Genomic DNA, 16,713 nt, shown 5'->3' with positions numbered 1-16,713 from the left:
CTCTCTAATCCAAACCGGTCTTGCCCGGTGCCCAATAGGCTTTCGCCCTGATCCGCGATGATGCGACGCCGGCGGCCTTCAGGGTGCGGCCGACGCGCTGGATCGAGGGTGCCTTGCCGGTCAGGACGAACTGTGCGCCGTTTGCGGCAAGGCGCAGCAGCTCGGATTCGGCGGTTGCAAGATGGGTGTCATCGGCGCTGCGTGCGATTAATCTGGGCTGGCCGAGGCCGATGGAATCCAGCACCAGTCTCGACTCCGCGATATCGGTGGCCTCGAACAGATGGAGCGCGCCGCCAGCCCGCAGGCTGTCGCGCAACGCGGCCGCAAGGCCGAACGAGGTTTCATCGCCGAACAGAACGATGGGCGCTCCGAGGTCCGCGACGTCGAACGAGCGGCGTGGACCAAAGAACTGGCAGGCATCGCCCGCGCGCAAGCCGCTGACCCAGCGGCTGCCGGGGCCATCGCCATGTGCAAAGGCGAGGAGCCGCGTTCTGCCGTTGCCGGCGTCCCACGACATCGGCGTATAGGTGCGCGCGCTCAGGCCCGAGCCCATCGCGACCTGGATCTTCTCGCCGGCCGTCCAGGCGACGTTCTCCAGCGCTTCGCCTTCGAGCTCGACGAGCCGGAAACGCTGCGAGAGCGTCTCAACGCCGGCAACGTGTGTAGGACGCATCAGCCATCGCAGCAACATCCGCGTGAGCCGTCCCTGCGGTGCCCGCGATGGCTCGGACGTCTGTGGCTCGTGAGCGGGCTCGTTCAAATTTGGCTCCATCACAGTTTCACCGCCGTGCCGATCATCGGGTCTTGATCGTGAATTCGTTGCCGCGTCCCGGCTCGAACGGCAGCGACAGTGAGAGGTAGCCGTTCTCGGGATCGCGCACGTAGTCGATATAGCCCGAAGCTTCCTCGAGCGCGTTCTCGCCGACGATGAGCGCGCCGCGCTTCAGGTGCGGCTCCAGCAGCCTGAGAATGGGAAGATAGAGAGTGAAAGCGCCATCGAGCATCACCATGTCGACCTCGCCGCCGAGGCCGAAGCTGAGCGTTTGGCGCGCATCGCCGTGTCTGAACTCGACGAGGTCGGCGAGCCCCGCGGCGGCAAGGTTCGCTTGCGCCCGCTCGATCTTGCCGGGTTCGAGATCGGTCCCGATCAGGCGGCCGCCACCGATGTCGCGCAGGCCCGCCGCCATGTAGATCGCGGAAATCCCCATCGAGGAGCCGAACTCGACGATGCGCTGTGCCTTGCAGGCACGGACGCACATGTAGAGGAAGCGTCCGAACCGCGGAGAGACGCTCAGGAAATTATCTGCAAGTCCGCGATAGACTTCGTTCAGATCACGGCTCTCGGCGGCGATGGTCTTGCTGATGATCTCATCGCGGCTGTTCGCTTCGTTCGCGAAGGTTTGCATCAGTTGTCCGTCGGCGACCTCCGCTTCCTGGTGAAGGCGATGGAGGACGTCGGCGACGACGCCCTTGCTGAGTGAATCCATGTCGGTCGGCTCCTTAATGCGCCCGCCGGGCGCTTCGGAGCCTGGATACGAAATGGTCCCTCAAACCGCATTCCGCGAACGGGACAATCGATTGCGAATTCCGGTCAGTGTGCGCCGATGCGGCGTTCGGCCAGATATCGCGCCGGCGGCTTGCCCAGCGCCTTGCGGAACATGGTGACGAAGGCGCTGGCTCCCTCATAGCCGAGATCGAGCGCCACCGCCTGGACCGATGCGCCCTGGTCGAGGCGCTGAAGCGCGATCAGGATGTGGAGCTGCTGGCGCCAGCGGCCGAAGCTCATGCCGGTCTCGCGTTGCAGGATGCGGGTGAGGGTGCGCGGAGCGACGGCCATGCGCCGGCTCCAATCCTCGATCGTCGCGCGATCGGAAGGATCAGTCATCATCGCGGTGGCGATCCGGCGCAGCCTGGCATCGGCCGGCATCGGGAAGCGCAGCTCTTCGGCGGAAGCCAGCGACAGCTGGTCGAGCAGCACCGCGGCGATCCTGCCGTCGGCGCCGTCGAGATCGTACATCACCGGCATGTGGGTGGCGTGCACCAGCAAACGCTCGAGCAAGGGCGAGATCGTCAGCGCGCAGCATTGCCGCGGCAGCGCCGGTACCGCCTCCGGTTCGACGAACAGGCAATGCATCTCGACGTCGCCGGCGACGCTGACGCTGTGCGGGACATGCCCGGGAATCCACACCGCACAGCGCGGCGGGACGATCCAGACGCCGTGTCCGGCCTCCAGCCTGACGAGGCCGCGCATGGTCAGGACGAGCTCGTCCTTGCGATGCTCGTGCATGGCCAGCTCCATGCCCTTGGTGACCATCTGGCCCCCGAAAGCGGCAACGGCGCGCGGCACGGTTTCAGGATCGAAATCCCCGAGATCATCGGGGTTCATATGGTCGTCGTTGAGCCGGAAGAAGGGCATGGCAGGCGATGGTCGATCCGAACATGACTGGCGGGTTCAGGCAATATCTGGCCCGCGATCGCGACTTTCAACGCAGGACGTTCGAATCTCGATGGTTTCTAACGAGCTCGTCCCACCGGATCGCGGCGCTGCTTGCGAGACGATATCCTCGCTTACTGACCGTACAATAAAGAAAGGCTGTGCCGCCTGCCGTGCATAGCTCATAGGATACAAACCTCGCGTCCGATCGCCTGCAATTTAGACAGATGATCTTTGACGTTGCGATTGCACTGCAACGGACGTGACGGTTTGCGCCGAAAAATCCGTGGTGCGATGCACTCTGCTGGTGTCCAGCAGTCGACATCTGCATGCTCTCCGCGCGGGCAGAGCTGCACCAAAACGTGCAACCGAATTTGCGGCTCGCGGCGCCGGCCCGGTGGTTTGCGACAACTCTGGCTCTATCCCGACCTGACCGCTCTGTCGCACACTCGCGGACAATGGCAAGACAAGGGATGCATGATGAGCGCTCTCGGTTGGGCATTGGATGTCGCGATGGACGGTAACAGCCCGGCGTCCGGTTCGGACCTCATCCGTCGCTGCTCCCGCACATGAGCTCCTCCGAAAATCACTGGGAGGTCGGCACCGATATCGGCGGCACCTTCACCGATATCATCGCGATCCGGCGCGATTCCTCGGAGGCGCGGATCGCAAAGGTGCCGTCGCGCCCCGACGCTCCGGTTCAGGCGATGCTGGAAGCGATCGAGGCGGTGGGCCTGCGCAAGAGCGAGGTCAAGCGCTTCGTCCACGGCACCACGCGCGTGACCAACGCTATCGTCGAGGGCCGGCTGCCGAAGGTGGCGCTGGTCGCGACCGAGGGCTTTGCCGACGTGCTCGAGATCGCGCGTTATCGCCGCCGCGATCTCTACCGTCTCGACATTCCGCCGAAATCGCCGCCGCTCGTGCCGCCTGAGCGCTGCTTCGGGCTCGCCGAGCGCCTCGATCACGAGGGACGCGTGCTGAAGCCGCTGGAGCAAGCGGAGATCGAGCGCCTGGTGGCCTGGCTTAAGGAGGCCGGCGTTCAGAGCGTCGCGGTGGCTCTGCTTCACGCCTATGCCAATCCGGTGCACGAAAAAATGCTCGGCGAGCGCCTCAAGGACGTCGTCGCCCATGTCTCGCTGTCGCACGAGGTCAATCCCGAGGCACGCGAATATGAGCGGACCTCGGCGACCGTGTTCAACGCCGCCGCGATGCCGATTGCGGTGGAATATCTGAGCGAGCTGGAGCAGCGGCTGCCGATCGGGCCAGGATTGCAGGTGTTTCATTCCGCCGGCGCGATGATCCCCATCTCCGCGGTGAAACGTCGCCCGCTTGTGATGGCAATGTCGGGCCCGGCCGCCGGCGTCTCGGCGTCGGTCAGCATCGCGCGCCAGCTCGGCACGCCGCGCATGCTGACCTTCGACATGGGCGGCACCACGACGGACGTGTGCCTGATCGTCGACGGCCAGGCCGAGATGACCGACGGCCGCATGCTCGGCGACAAGCCGCTGCGCCAGCCTATGCTCGCGGTTCACTCCATCGGGGCGGGCGGCGGATCGATCGTGCGCAGCGGCCCGGGTGGCCTGACCGTCGGGCCGGAGAGTGCCGGCTCCGAGCCGGGTCCGGCCTGCTACGGCCGCGGCGGCACCGAGCCAACCATCACCGACGCCAACGCCGTGCTCGGCTATCTCAATCCCGAAACCAAACTCGGCGACCGGATCGGCATCGACGTCCAGGCGGCCAGGCGCGTCATCGAGCCGATCGCGGGGGCGTTGGGGCTGAGCCTGACCGAAACGGCGCTCGGCATCATCAAGGTCGCCAACGCGACGATGGCCCGCGCGCTGCGCCGCGTTACGGTCGAGCGCGGCATCGACGGGCGCGACTGTACGCTGCTCGCCTTCGGCGGTGGTGGCCCCATGCATGCCGCGGGGCTTGCCGATCTCTACGGGATTGCGCAGGTCGTCGTGCCCAGCGCATCGAGCGCGTTCTCGGCGCTGGGCTGTCTCACCGCCGATTTCAGCTTCCTGCAGCAGCAAACCTTGCGCGCCGGTCTCGACGGCATCGATCTCGTACGTGTATCGGAGCGCATTGGGGCGCTCATTGGCGATGCGTCGGCGCCCCTGATCGCCAACGGTGTCGCGCAGGCGGAGATCGAAATCGAGCTGGTGGCGCTGATGCGTTACGCGGCGCAGAACGACGCCATTCCAGTCCCGCTCGCACTGCCGCTCGACGTGATCAGGCTCAAGAGCGATTTTCTGGCGCGGCATCACGAGCTGTTCGGCTATGCGACGAGCGAGCCCTGCGTCATCGAATCCGTGCGGGTGCAGGCGCGCCGGCCGTCGACAACGATGGTGAGCCGGCCGGCGACAGCGGCGAGGGCGATGTCGTCAGGCACGCGCATTTGCTCGTTCGACGGCTACCCCGACATCGCGACAGGGATCATCGACCGTGCCTCGCTGGCCGACCCCGTCCGCGGCCCGGCCATCATTGAAGACGCCTGGTCCACCGTGGTGGTGCCGCCGGGCTGGCAGGCGAAGCCTGATGCCGCAGGCAATCTGTTCCTGACGCGGAGGGCAACATGAAGCTCGATCCGTTCGTCGTCGAGGTCATCCGGCACGGGCTCTCCGCTGCGGCCGAGGAAATGAGCCTGGTGATGACGCGGTCGGCGCGCTCGCCGCTGCTGCGCGAGGCCGGCGATTTGTCGTCGGCGATCACGGACGGCCATGGCGGCCTGGTCGGGCAGGGCCGCGACATCCCCATCCACCTTGGCGCGATGGCTTACACGGTCCCCGAATTGCTGAAGGTGGTGCCGCGCGACAGCCTGAACGACGGCGACGTCGTGATCTACAATGTCGGCGCGCTCGGCGGCAATCATCTCAACGACGTCAAGGTCGTCCGCCCCGTCTTCGTCGATGGCGAGATCGTGGCGTTCGCGGTCAGCCTCGCGCACTGGCCGGATATCGGCGGCACCTGGCCCGGCAGCTATTTTGCAAAAGCCATCGACACGTTCCAGGAGGCGATGCGTATCCCGCCGGTGCTGATCGCGACCGCAGCCGGCGTCAACGCGCCGATCGTGCAGCTGCTCAAGGCTAACGTCCGCGACGCCGAATCCTGCGAGGGTGATCTTCTCGCGCAGATCGCGGCAACCAAAGCCGGCGAACGGCGCATCGTCGATCTCTGCCGCGAGCACGGCAAGGCGGTGTTCACCGCGACGCAGTCGCGCCTGCACGATCTCTCCGAAATCGAGATGCGCGAGGCGTTGCGCGCCTTGCCTGACGGGATCTACGAAGGCGAGGACCATCTGGACGACGGCAGCGCGAACGACGCGCCCGCGCGTATCCACGTCAAGATTACCATTGCCGGCGACGAGGCGACCTTCGACCTTTCGGGGAGCTGTGACCGCGTCTCGAATTTCTGCAACACGACGCCGTTCATGGCGCGTTCGGCGGTCGCCTATGCCGCCCGCATCATGAGCGGGCGCGACATGCAGCAGAATGCCGGCGCGCTGCGCCCCCTGACCATTATCACCCGCCCGGGCTCGATCCTGGAGCCGGGTTGGTCGGCCTCCGTCGCCGCCGGCAACCACGAGACGTCGATGCGCATCGTCGATGCGATCTTCCGCGCCATGCAGGACACCATTCCGGAGCGATTGTCGGCGGGCGGCGCCACCACTGCGGGCGTCCTGTTCTTTGCGCAGCCGCGGCAGGACGGTTCCTGGAAGATGCTCTACGAGGTCCACGGCGGCGGCGAAGGCGCGCGTCACGACCGGGCCGGCATCTCGGCAACCCGGGTGCATCTGTCCAACACCTCGAACACGCCGGTCGAGGTGATCGAGGCGAACTACGCGATCCGCCTCGAGCAGCAGGCCATCCGCCGGCAATCCGGCGGCGCCGGCGCCCACCGCGGCGGCGATGGCGTCGTGCGTGCTTACCGCATTCTGGCTCCGTCGATGCATCTGACCACCTGCATCGAGCGGATGGTGATTCCGCCGTTCGGCATGCAGGGCGGTGAACCCGGCAAGGCCTGTCGCATCTCGCTTGTCAGGCAGGGCGCAAACGTCGCGATCGACGGCAAATCCAACCTCGTGCTGCAGCACGGCGATCTCGTCACCGTCGAGACTTGTGGCGGCGGTGGCTACGGCGCTGAAGCTGCGGAGTGAGAGGATTGCGATGAGCAAATTATTGCGAACCGGACTGAACGCGGGCGAGAGCGCGCCTATGGCCGTGGTCGGCGGCGAGGGCGTCTATTTTCATCTTGCGGACGGCCGCAAGCTCATCGACGGCAGCAACACCGGCGGCGGTCTCGGTCACCGTCATCCCGCGATGGTGGAGGCGATCCGCCGCGCGGCGGATACGCCCGTGGTCAACGAGGGCTGGACCTGGGTCGGCCGCGAGCAGGCCGCCGACGATCTGATGGCCATCGCCTTTGCCGGCGAGGAGGATTGGGTCGGCGCAGTGCGATTCTGCATCAGCGGCAGCGAGGCCAACGACATGGCGCTGTCGCTCTGCCAGGCCTTGACGCAGCGCTCGGCGCTAGCGACGCGTGAGCGTGCCTATCACGGCATCACGGGCCTGTCGCGCAGCATGACCGTGCAGCCGCAATGGCATGGCGGCCTTGCGGTGCACTCCGGCGGCTCCAGGCTGCCGGCGCCGATGGCGCCGGTGCGAATCCTGCCGGCGCCGGATGGCGCGATCTACGGCGGGCCGGCCAGCAACAAGCCGCCGCGCGAGTATCTGGCCGACGCCACGCGTCTGCTGTCGGATGCCGCCGCGACGATCATCGACTACACCCAGGGCGGCATCTATTACGACGGCGCCTATCAGGACGAGGTGGCGCGCTGCGCGCGACAAGCGGGCTCATACTGGATCGCCGACGAGGTCGTCACCGGCGCGGGCCGCGCCGGGCGCTGGTTCGCGTTTCAGGGCGCCGAAAGTCGCCCCGATATCGTGACGCTCGGAAAGTCACTCGGCGGCGGCGCGGCCGCAGTGGCGGCGGTCGTGGTGTCGAAAGAGATCGTCGAGCGGTTGAATGGCACGAGCTGGCAGAATTACGGCACCTTGCGGGGCCACCCGATCAGCATGGCCGCCGTCAGCGCTTACCTGAAGGTCATCAGCGAAGAGAAGATTCTCGAGCATGTGAAGAGCCTCGAAGAGCTGTTCAGCCGCCGCCTGCTCGCGATCGCGCAGAAACATCCCAGCGTCCAGCGCGTGGCGGGGCAGGGGTTGCACTGGACGGTGGAGCTGCACGGACCGGACTGGCGCTCCTGGCACGCCGACACCACGGAAGTGCCGATCGCCTCGCGCGTCGCGACGCGGGCGCTGGAAGCCGGCGCGGTGATCGGAACCAGCGGCGAGCAGGTTTCGCTGTTCCTGGCACCGCCGCTCGTCATTTCGGAGCACGAGGCCGACCAGCTTCTGGACGCGCTCGATCATGGCCTCGATGTTGCCGACGAGGAGCACCGATGAGCGCCGATCACGCCACAAAAACTGTCCGGCCCATCCGGCTGGAAACCTTCGGCGATGCCGCGTTATGCTGCATGCGCCGGCAATTCGTTGAAGCTTTCACGTCGTCCAAGAGATCACCAGGAAATCGCTGATGCGTATCGTCAATGTTGCCGCCGCCCAGATGGGTCCGATCCAGAAGGCCGACAGTCGCGAGGTCGTGGTCAAGCGCATGATCGCGCTGATGGACGAAGCCAAGAGCAAGGGCGCCGATTTGATCGTCTATCCGGAACTGGCGCTGACCACATTCTTTCCGCGCTGGTACGCGGAGGACCGCGCCGAGTTCGACATCTGGTTCGAGCGTGAGATGCCGAACGCGGCGACGAAGACGCTATTCGAGCGCGCAGCGCAGCACCAGATGGCGATGAACTTCGGCTATGCGGAGCTGACACCGGACGGCCATCATTTCAACACGGCGATCCTGACCGACAAGTCCGGCAAGATCGTCGGCAAATATCGCAAGGTCCATCTGCCGGGCCATGTGGAGTACGACACCAAGCGCTCGCACCAGCATCTGGAGAAACGCTATTTCGAGCCGGGCGATCTCGGCTTCAACGTCTGGCGTGAGCTGGGTGGCATCATCGGCATGGCCATATGCAACGATCGGCGCTGGCCGGAGACTTATCGCGTGATGGGCCTGCAGGGAGTCGAGATGGTGCTGATCGGCTACAACACGCCCTCCGTCAACGCGGAGCGAAGCGAGGAGGGCGTCGAGAAGCGCCTGTTTCACAACCGCCTTTCCGTGCAGGCCGGCGCCTATCAGAATTCGACCTGGGTGGTCGCGGTGGCCAAGGCCGGCAATGAGGATGGCCACCCGCTGTTCGGCGGCAGCCTGATCGTCGATCCCAACGGCGAGATCGTTACTGAAGCCAGGACGGAGGACGATGAGCTCCTGCTCCATCCCTGCGATCTCGATGCCACGAATTTCGGCAAGACCACGATCTTCAATTTCGCGCAGCATCGCCGGATCGAGCATTACGGCCTGATCACCAGCCAAACCGGCGCGGTGCCGCCGCCGGAGAAATGACGCCGATGTCGGATAATGGCATTTCCGTGCGCGAGCTTGATCCGCGCGATCGCTACAAGCTGCTCTGCGGCGTAATCGTGCCGCGGCCGATCGCGCTGGTGACGACATTGGACGAGAACGGGGCGGTCAATGCGGCCCCGTTCAGCTTCTTCAATGTGTTTTCCGAGAGCCCCGCGCTGGTCGTGCTCGGTCTTCAGCACAAGCCGGATCACTCGCCGAAGGATACCACCCGCAACATCCATCGCGGCGGCGAGTTCGTCGTGCACATGGTGGACGAGGCGCTGTCGGTCGCGATGAACGATTGCGCGGTCGATTTCCCTTCGGGCGACAGCGAGGTCGCGGCGACCGGGCTTGCGACGCTTCCCTCCGTCGATGTGAAAGTGCCGCGCCTCGCCGCTGCACCCTTCGCGCTCGAATGCCGGCGCCACGTCGTGCTGACCTTTTCGCCCGACCGGGAACTGCTGGTTGGCGAGGTGCTCAGGGTTCACGCCCGTGAGGGCCTGGTCGACGAGGCCAACATGTATGTCGATCTCGACGCTTACCGGCCGATCGGCCGCATGTTCGGCAATCTCTACACGACCCAACGGGATGTTTTTTCGCTGACGCGCGAGAGCCACGCGCAATGGCGGGCGCGGCAGGACGCCAATGAGCTGAAGGACGCCTAGTGAGCCGAGAACTGCACCGTGCCCAGCGCCATCGTGACCGCCGCCTGTGTCGGGTCGATCACGGGAATGCCCAGCGCGTCTTCGAGCGGGCGGCGATGGCGCGCCATGCCGGCGCAGCCCATCACGATGGCGCGGGCGCCGTCCTGGTCGCGCAGCGCACGGCCGATTTCGATCATCTTCGCCAGTGTTCCGTCGCCCGAGGCGGTCTCCGCGACGCTCATGTTGAGCGGCCGCTCGCCGGCGAGGCGATCGGTCAATCCCATCTGCCTGAGATAGCGCATGTGGCGCGGGATCGAGCGCTGCGCGATGGCGATGACGCCGAACGTTTCGGCGCGGGCCAGCGCGGTCAGCACGCCGCACTCGGCAATGCCGAATACCGGCCGTTCCGTGCCTTCGCGGCAGACCTGAAGGCCGGGATCGCTATAGCAGGCGATGACGAAGGCCGAAGAGCTGTTGTCGCTTTCCACCAGCCGTCGCAGCGGCATCGCGACGCCGTCGACGTCGGCCTGGCTCTCAATGCCGAACGGACCCTCTGCCAGCGACTGGCAGACCAGTTCCGGCCCACCCTCGAAACCGAGCGGCCTCAAGGCCTCCTCCAGCCCTTGCGTGACTGCAGGGTTGGAGTTCGGATTGATGACGAGAATGCGTGGCCGGGACATGATGGTCTTCCTACGAAACGGAGATCATTTGCCCAAAGCCTATCACGGAGTGCCTCATGACTGAACCCACCTACGACCTGATCATCCGCGGCGGACGCGTCGCCACCACCACCGATGTCTTCGAGGCTGACGTTGCCATCTCCGGCGAGACCATCGCGGCGATCGGCCGCGGACTTCCGGCGGCCAGGCGCGAGATCGATGCGCGCGGCAAGTTGGTGCTGCCTGGCGGCGTCGACAGCCACGCCCATATCGAGCAGCTGTCGGCCGCCGGCATCATGAATGCCGACACGTTCGAGAGCGCGACGGTCTCTGCCGCCTTCGGCGGCACCACCACGGTGATCCCGTTCGCCGCCCAGCATGTCGGCATGAAATTGCCGCAGGTGGTGCAGGATTATCACGCGCTGGCGAAGAAGGGCGCCGTGATCGACTACGCCTTTCACATGATCATTGCGGACGCGACCAAGGAGACGGTCGAAGAGCACATTCCCGCGCTGGTGAAGCAGGGCCACGCCTCGATCAAGATCTTCATGACCTATGACCGGCTCAAGGTCGACGACGAGCCGTTGCTCGACATCCTGCTCGCGGCGCGCGAGTCCGGCGCGATGCTGTGCGCCCATGCCGAGAACCACGGCATCATCGCCTGGATGGTCAAGCGGCTGCTCGCGCGCGGCTACACCATGCCGAAATACCATGCCGTCAGTCATGCCCGTGTGTCGGAAGCGGAAGCTTTCACCCGGCTGATCGGCATGGCGGCGCTGATCGACCAGCCGATCATGATCTTCCATGTCTCGACCGCCGAAGGCGCCCGGGTGATCCGCGACTCCCGCGGGCAGGGGCTCAAGGTCTTTGCCGAGACTTGTCCGCAATATCTGTTCCTCACCGCCGCCGATCTCGACAAGCCCGGCGCCGAAGGCGCCAAATGGATGTGCAGCCCGCCACCGCGCACGCATGCGGACCAGGAGGCGCTGTGGCAGTCGCTGTCGCTCGGCGATCTCCAGACCATCTCGTCGGATCACGCGCCCTATCGCTTTGACGAGACCGGCAAGCTGCGCGCCGGCCCTAATCCAAATTTCAAGCAGGTCGCGAACGGCCTGCCGGGACTGGAGCTGCGGCTGCCGCTGCTGTTCGACGCGATGGTCTCGAAGGGGCGGCTGGGCCTGGAAAAGTTCGTCGAGCTGACCTCGACCGCGCCCGCCAAGATCTACAATCTGCACCCGCGCAAGGGCTCGATCGCGGTCGGCGCCGATGCCGATATCGCGATCTGGGATCCCAACCGAGAGACCGTGATCGCCGACGAGATGATGCACGACCTCGCCGGCTACACGCCGTTCGCGGGCCGCAAGCTGAAGGGCTGGCCGGTGTCGGTGCTGTCGCGCGGCCGCGTGATCGTCGACGGCGACAAGTGCCTCGCGAGCGCCGGCAGCGGAAAATTCCTGGCGCGCAGCGGCGGCGAGGCGGCGAAGCCGACGGGCCGGCTGGTCGCCGACATGGATCCGGAACGGAATTTCGGGGCCAAACTGCTGTGATCGTGGATCGCGCGCGATGAAGATCGTCATCTTCGGCGGCACCGGCTTTGTCGGCCTCAACCTCGCCGAGGTGCTGCTCGCGCGCGGGCACGAGGTGATGCTGTATGATCGCGCGCCGCTGCCGAAGACTGCGCAGCGATCGCTGGCCGATCGTCGCGAGCGGCTCAAGGTCGTTCAGGGCGACATCACCGACGCCGAGGCCATCGAGGCCCTCATCGCCGGGGGCTGCGATGCGATCGTGCTCGGCGCTGCGGTCACCGCGGGCGATGACCTCGAACGCGCATCGCCGGCGCGCGTTCTCGAGATCAACGTGATGGCGCAGATTCCGATCCTGCAAGCCGCGATCCGCCATGGTGTTCGCCGCGTCGTCAATCTCTCGTCGGCATCGGCTTACGGCGCTGCGGGCCAGCGCTGTCAGGTGCTCGACGAGGAAACGCCCTGCGATCCCGTCTTGTTCTACGCCATCAGCAAGTTCACCTCGGAGCGCTCCGTGGCACGCCATGCCGAGCTCTTTGGCGGCGACTTCCTCAGTGTCCGCTTGAGTGCCGTGTTCGGTCCGTGGGAGCGACCCGGCTCAGTGCGCGATACGCCAAGCCTCCAGTTCCAGATTCTCGCCGAGTTCGCCCGCGGTGAGCCGGCGCTCCTTCCCGCGCCGGGCACCAAGGATTGGACCTACGCGCCCGACGCCGCCGAAGCGGTGGCGGTGCTGATCGAGGCCGAGCGGCCGCGCCACCGGCTCTACAACATCTCCAGCGGTGCGGCCTGGTCGGCGCTGCAATGGGGCGAGGCCTTTGCGGCGTTGCATCCCGGGCTGCAATGCCGGCTGGCCGCGCCGGGAGAAAGAACCGTCATCAAGCTCCACGGCGGGGATCGGGCGCCGCTGTCGGTCGAGCGGATGGCCGATGAGTTCGGCTGGCGCGCCCGGTTCGGCTGCGAGGAGTCGGCCGCTGCGATGAGCGCCTGGTGGATGCAGCACAAGGATGGGATCTGACATGCGGCTGCAGGGGCGCACGGCCATCATCACCGGAGCGGGCTCGGGCATCGGCCGGGCCAGCGCAAATCTGTTCGCGGAGGAGGGCGCGCATCTCGCTCTGGTCGATCGCGACGCCGCGGGGCTTGAAGAGACGTTGCGCTTGGTGGGCGAGGCCACGACGCATATCGGCGACGTCGGCGATGCCGCATTCGCCGAGACTGTCGTAAGCGACGTCGTCTCTCGGCACGGCCGGCTCGACATCCTGATGACGGCGGCCGGATTTTCCGTCGGCGGCACGGTGCTGACCACGGATCCGGACGATTGGGATGCCGTGTTCCGCACCAATGTCGGTGGCACCTGGCTGTGGGCGCGGGCTGCGGTGCCGCAGATGCAGAGGCAGAACAGCGGCTCAATCATCACGCTGGCCTCGCAACTCGCCATCGCCGGCGGCAAGGGCAACAGCGCGTACATTGCCGCCAAGGGCGCCATCGTCAGCCTGACGCGGACGATGGCGGTGGATTTCGCCACCGACGGCATCCGCGTCAACGCCATCGCGCCGGGTGCGATCGACACGCCGATGCTTCGCCGCAGCTTTGCCCGGCATGCCAATGCCGACGAGGTGCGCGAAGCCTCCCGCAACCGCCATGCCATGAAGCGGTTCGGCGTGGCCGAGGAGATCGCGCAGACCGCGCTGCATCTGGCGAGCGACGCATCCTCGTTCACGACCGGCACGGTGATGGTGGTCGATGGGGGGTGGCTCGCGGCATGAGTGATGCGCTGACACAGCTCCAAGCGGGCATTCGCGCCGATCTCGCCAGGATCGCGCATCCCGGCGCCGCCTGGCTCGAACCGAAGATGGGGCCGGACGGCAAGCCCGCGCTGGATGTGCTCATCGTCGGCGCTGGCCAATCCGGCGTGGCCATCGGCTTCGGTCTAATGCGCTCCCGCGTCAGCAACATCCTGCTGCTCGACAAGGCCGCGGAGGGGATGGAGGGCCCGTGGCTGACCTATGCCCGCATGCCGACCTTGCGCAGCCCGAAGGACTATACGGGGCCCGACCTCGATATCCCGAGCCTGACCTATCAGTCCTGGCATGAAGCCCGCTTCGGCAAGGAGAGCTGGCAGGGGCTTGGCCTGATCGAGCGCGGCCATTGGGCGGACTATCTGCTTTGGCTGCGACGCACGATAGACCTGCCTGTGCGCAACGGCTGCGAGCTTCTGGAGATTGCGCCGGCGGCCGATGGCCTGCTGGCCGCCATCGTGAAACGATCCGGAGAAGTCGAGACGCTCCATGCGCGCAAGATCGTGCTGGCGACGGGACAGGAGGGCATGGGCGGCTGGATGATCCCAGAGCCGCTGCGCGATTTGCCGGCACGCTCGGTCGCAACCGTCGCCGACGAGATCGATTTCGAAAAGCTTCGCGGCAAGCGCGTCGCCGTGATCGGGGCCGGCGCATCCGCGTTCGACAATGCGGCCACTGCGCTAGAGGCGGGGGCGGGCGAGGTGCACCTGCTGTGTCGCCGCGCGCAGATCCAGGTGATCCAGCCCTATCGCTGGCTGACCTTCCGCGGCTTCCTGCGCCACCTCAGCGATCTCGATGATGCCTGGCGCTGGCGTTTCATGCGCAAGATTCTCGAAATGCGGGAAGGATTCCCGCAAGCGACCTACGACCGCTGCGCGCGCCACGCCAATTTCACATTGCACGAGGGCGCGCCGATCGAAGCCGCGTGCGCGACCGGAAAAGGTATTGAATTGCACACGCCGCTTGGCGCCATCGCGGCGGACTTCGTCATCTGCGGCACCGGCATCGACATGAACTTTACCGGCCGCGGTGAGCTCTCCAATTTTGCCGGCAATATCGCGACCTGGGCCGACCGTTATCAGCCGCCGGACAACGAGCGCAACGCGCGGCTCGGCCGCTTCCCCTATCTCGCCGACGATTACGCCTTCACCGAGCGCGTGCCGGGCGAGACGCCGTGGATCTCCGACATCCATCTGTTCGCCATCGCCTCGACCATGAGTTTCGGCCCGTCGGGGTCATCTATCAAGGCGATGACGACGGCCGTGCCGAAGCTGGTCCACGGCCTGACGCGTGGCCTGTTCCGCGCCGATGTTGCGCGGCACTGGGCCTCGCTCAGCGCCTACGACGTGCCGCAGGCCGTGGTCACGCGGAGGGCGGGAAAAATAGGAGAAGTGCGATGATCATCCATGCGCCGCCGCGACGATGCGCCTCTGCGAGACTGGCGCGCAACTTGCTTCTTTCTTAACCTGCCTTGCTGGCGTTCTCGTTCGAAATTCAGGGAAAAACCAATGCGTTTTGTGTCTTTCAGGCTGGCGTCGTCCGTGCTCGCCACCACCGCGCTGTTGCTCATCGCCACCGCGCCTTCGCAGGCGCAAACCCGGGCGGAGACGCTGCGCTATGTCACCGGCGCATCCGTCAACACGCTCGATCCCAACATCCCCGGCTCGACGCGCGAATCGTTCGCGCTGAGCATGAGCACCTATGACCGGCTGGTGGCGTTCGGCCGCAAGCAGCTCAACGGCAAATGGGTGTTCGATCTCGACAAGGTCACCGGCGAGCTCGCCGAATCCTACGACGTCAGTCCCGATGGTCTGAAGCTGACCTTCCGCCTGCGCAAGGACGCAAAATTCCAGGATGGCTCGCCAGTCACTGCCGAGGACGTCAAATGGTCGCTCGATCGCTGCGTCACCGCGCCGATCCTCGGCAAGGCGCAGCTGCTTACGGGCTCGTTGACGTCGGCCGATCAGTTCAAGGTGATTGATCCCCTCACCATCGAGGTGACGTTGCCCAAGCCCGACAAGCTCGCGCTGCCGAACCTCGCCACCGTCTATCCCATGATCATCAATTCGAAGGTGGCGAAGGAGCACGCGACCGCGGATGATCCCTGGGCCACCGCCTGGCTGAAGGAGCACACCGCCGGCAGCGGCGCTTATGTGATCGAGACCTTCAAGCCGGGCGAGCAGGTGATCGTCAAGCGCAACGAGGCCTGGAATCGTGGCTCGCCCGACAAGCCGGCGTTCTTCAAGCGCGTGATCATCCAGTCGGTGCCGGAGCCGGCGACGCGCGCCAATCTGGTCGAGCGCGGCGATGCCGATCTCGTGGTCGATCTCCAGGCCAGCGACGTGCAGTCGCTGGAGGCCAAGGGCAAGCTGAAGGTGATCTCGACCCCGCAATACAATTCGATCACCTTCGTCTCGATGAACAACCAGATCCCGCCCTTCGATAACGTCAATGTCCGCCGCGCCGTCGCCTTTGCGCTGCCCTATGACGACATGTTCAAGGCCGCTCTGTTCGGCCGCGGCGCGCCGCTGTTCGGTGCGAGCTGGCCGGACGGCAAGCCGCTGAACGGCATCTATCCGTTCCAGCAACCCGTCAAGATCGATCTCGACAAGGCCAGGGAATATCTCAAGGCCGCCGGCCTGCCGGAAGGCTTCTCGACCACCTTCAGCTTCAACGTCGGCCAGGCCTCGACCGCCGAGCCGATGGCGGCACTGGTCAAGGAGTCGCTTGCCAAGATCGGGATCAAGGTCGACATCCAGAAGCTGCCCGATGCGCAGATGTCGACGCAGATCAACGAGAAGAAGCTGCCCTTTTACACCGAAGGCATCGTCGCATGGCTGCCGTCCACGGACTACTTCTACCGCAACTTCTACACCGGCAATCAGCGCTGGAACTACAGCTCGATCAACAACCCGGACCTTGCCGCGATCGCGCAGGAAGCCCGCTTCGAGCCGGATAAGGCGAAGTACGAGGAAGCGGGCCGCAAGCTCAACGCGATGCATTTCGATTTGATGCCGCAAATCATGCTGTGGCAGCCGAACCAGGATGCGGTGATGGCGTCCTCGATCGAGGGCTACACCTACGAGTTCCACCGCCAGGTCGACTATCGCGATGTCAGCCGCAAGTGAT

Annotated in this window: 14 protein-coding genes; 10 read left to right on the top strand and 4 right to left on the bottom strand. The window is 65.7% G+C overall.

Annotated elements, in window-relative coordinates; genetic code table 11:
• Positions 1 to 4: 4 nt before the first annotated feature.
• The 3 genes from GGD65_RS17820 to GGD65_RS17810 all read right to left on the bottom strand — a co-directional run bounded on the left by GGD65_RS17820 (position 5) and on the right by GGD65_RS17810 (position 2,386).
• Complete coding sequence (locus GGD65_RS17820; RefSeq protein WP_246783324.1) at positions 5 to 673, bottom strand: siderophore-interacting protein; 669 nt, start codon at positions 671 to 673, stop codon at positions 5 to 7.
• Between the two features lie 121 nt (positions 674 to 794).
• On the bottom strand, positions 795 to 1,487 hold the full coding sequence (locus GGD65_RS17815; RefSeq protein WP_183236077.1) for an O-methyltransferase: 693 nt from the start codon (positions 1,485 to 1,487) through the stop codon (positions 795 to 797).
• 104 nt (positions 1,488 to 1,591) lie between these two features.
• Positions 1,592 to 2,386: a helix-turn-helix domain-containing protein gene (locus GGD65_RS17810; protein ID WP_246783323.1), complete on the bottom strand. Its 795-nt coding sequence runs from the start codon at positions 2,384 to 2,386 to the stop codon at positions 1,592 to 1,594.
• A gap of 617 nt (positions 2,387 to 3,003) precedes the next feature.
• Here GGD65_RS17810 and GGD65_RS17805 point away from each other — a divergent pair.
• The 5 genes from GGD65_RS17805 to GGD65_RS17785 all read left to right on the top strand — a co-directional run bounded on the left by GGD65_RS17805 (position 3,004) and on the right by GGD65_RS17785 (position 9,624).
• Complete coding sequence (locus tag GGD65_RS17805; protein WP_183236075.1) at positions 3,004 to 5,013, top strand: hydantoinase/oxoprolinase family protein; 2,010 nt, start codon at positions 3,004 to 3,006, stop codon at positions 5,011 to 5,013.
• Positions 5,010 to 6,590: a hydantoinase B/oxoprolinase family protein gene (locus GGD65_RS17800; protein WP_183236074.1), complete on the top strand. Its 1,581-nt coding sequence runs from the start codon at positions 5,010 to 5,012 to the stop codon at positions 6,588 to 6,590. The genes GGD65_RS17805 and GGD65_RS17800 overlap by 4 nt, the downstream gene beginning before the upstream one ends.
• Positions 6,591 to 6,600: 10 nt before the next feature.
• Entirely contained in the window at positions 6,601 to 7,896 is a 1,296-nt protein-coding gene (locus GGD65_RS17795; RefSeq protein WP_183236073.1) for an aspartate aminotransferase family protein, read from the top strand.
• A 130-nt stretch (positions 7,897 to 8,026) separates the two neighbouring features.
• Positions 8,027 to 8,959 (top strand): N-carbamoyl-D-amino-acid hydrolase, encoded by a 933-nt coding sequence (locus GGD65_RS17790; protein ID WP_018315982.1) that lies wholly within the window; start codon positions 8,027 to 8,029, stop codon positions 8,957 to 8,959.
• On the top strand, positions 8,956 to 9,624 hold the full coding sequence (locus GGD65_RS17785) for a flavin reductase family protein (RefSeq protein WP_183236072.1): 669 nt from the start codon (positions 8,956 to 8,958) through the stop codon (positions 9,622 to 9,624). Before GGD65_RS17790 ends, GGD65_RS17785 begins: the two co-directional genes overlap by 4 nt.
• On the opposite strand, the gene GGD65_RS17780 is transcribed toward GGD65_RS17785, so the two are convergent.
• Positions 9,621 to 10,283 carry an aspartate/glutamate racemase family protein gene (locus GGD65_RS17780; RefSeq protein ID WP_018315984.1) on the bottom strand — a complete coding sequence of 221 codons (663 nt, stop codon included), beginning with the start codon at positions 10,281 to 10,283 and terminating at the stop codon, positions 9,621 to 9,623. The genes GGD65_RS17785 and GGD65_RS17780 overlap by 4 nt on opposite strands.
• Before the next feature lie 56 nt (positions 10,284 to 10,339).
• Here GGD65_RS17780 and hydA point away from each other — a divergent pair, with 56 nt between their 5' ends.
• From hydA to GGD65_RS17755, 5 genes are all read left to right on the top strand, one after another.
• Complete coding sequence (gene hydA / locus GGD65_RS17775; protein ID WP_183236071.1) at positions 10,340 to 11,809, top strand: dihydropyrimidinase; 1,470 nt, start codon at positions 10,340 to 10,342, stop codon at positions 11,807 to 11,809.
• Positions 11,810 to 11,825: 16 nt separating this feature from the next.
• Positions 11,826 to 12,800 (top strand): NAD(P)-dependent oxidoreductase, encoded by a 975-nt coding sequence (locus GGD65_RS17770; RefSeq protein WP_183236070.1) that lies wholly within the window; start codon positions 11,826 to 11,828, stop codon positions 12,798 to 12,800.
• A 1-nt stretch (position 12,801) separates the two neighbouring features.
• Positions 12,802 to 13,551: an SDR family oxidoreductase gene (locus GGD65_RS17765; protein WP_183236141.1), complete on the top strand. Its 750-nt coding sequence runs from the start codon at positions 12,802 to 12,804 to the stop codon at positions 13,549 to 13,551.
• Positions 13,548 to 14,984: an NAD(P)-binding domain-containing protein gene (locus GGD65_RS17760; RefSeq protein WP_183236069.1), complete on the top strand. Its 1,437-nt coding sequence runs from the start codon at positions 13,548 to 13,550 to the stop codon at positions 14,982 to 14,984. The genes GGD65_RS17765 and GGD65_RS17760 overlap by 4 nt, the downstream gene beginning before the upstream one ends.
• A 108-nt stretch (positions 14,985 to 15,092) precedes the next feature.
• Positions 15,093 to 16,712 (top strand): ABC transporter substrate-binding protein, encoded by a 1,620-nt coding sequence (locus tag GGD65_RS17755; RefSeq protein ID WP_183236068.1) that lies wholly within the window; start codon positions 15,093 to 15,095, stop codon positions 16,710 to 16,712.
• The last annotated feature ends 1 nt before the right edge of the window (position 16,713 follow it).

The organism is Bradyrhizobium sp. CIR18, assembly GCF_014198295.1.
Classification (GTDB): Bacteria; Pseudomonadota; Alphaproteobacteria; order Rhizobiales; family Xanthobacteraceae; genus Bradyrhizobium.
This window is presented reverse-complemented; position numbering and strand designations above follow the sequence as displayed.

Coding starts and splice junctions, on each gene's coding strand:
- GGD65_RS17820 (WP_246783324.1), bottom strand. CDS start 673: ATGCGTCCTACACACGTTGCCGGCGTTGAGACGCTCTCGCAGCGTTTC.
- GGD65_RS17815 (WP_183236077.1), bottom strand. CDS start 1,487: ATGGATTCACTCAGCAAGGGCGTCGTCGCCGACGTCCTCCATCGCCTT.
- GGD65_RS17810 (WP_246783323.1), bottom strand. CDS start 2,386: ATGAACCCCGATGATCTCGGGGATTTCGATCCTGAAACCGTGCCGCGC.
- GGD65_RS17805 (WP_183236075.1), top strand. CDS start 3,004: ATGAGCTCCTCCGAAAATCACTGGGAGGTCGGCACCGATATCGGCGGC.
- GGD65_RS17800 (WP_183236074.1), top strand. CDS start 5,010: ATGAAGCTCGATCCGTTCGTCGTCGAGGTCATCCGGCACGGGCTCTCC.
- GGD65_RS17795 (WP_183236073.1), top strand. CDS start 6,601: ATGAGCAAATTATTGCGAACCGGACTGAACGCGGGCGAGAGCGCGCCT.
- GGD65_RS17790 (WP_018315982.1), top strand. CDS start 8,027: ATGCGTATCGTCAATGTTGCCGCCGCCCAGATGGGTCCGATCCAGAAG.
- GGD65_RS17785 (WP_183236072.1), top strand. CDS start 8,956: ATGACGCCGATGTCGGATAATGGCATTTCCGTGCGCGAGCTTGATCCG.
- GGD65_RS17780 (WP_018315984.1), bottom strand. CDS start 10,283: ATGTCCCGGCCACGCATTCTCGTCATCAATCCGAACTCCAACCCTGCA.
- hydA (WP_183236071.1), top strand. CDS start 10,340: ATGACTGAACCCACCTACGACCTGATCATCCGCGGCGGACGCGTCGCC.
- GGD65_RS17770 (WP_183236070.1), top strand. CDS start 11,826: ATGAAGATCGTCATCTTCGGCGGCACCGGCTTTGTCGGCCTCAACCTC.
- GGD65_RS17765 (WP_183236141.1), top strand. CDS start 12,802: ATGCGGCTGCAGGGGCGCACGGCCATCATCACCGGAGCGGGCTCGGGC.
- GGD65_RS17760 (WP_183236069.1), top strand. CDS start 13,548: ATGAGTGATGCGCTGACACAGCTCCAAGCGGGCATTCGCGCCGATCTC.
- GGD65_RS17755 (WP_183236068.1), top strand. CDS start 15,093: ATGCGTTTTGTGTCTTTCAGGCTGGCGTCGTCCGTGCTCGCCACCACC.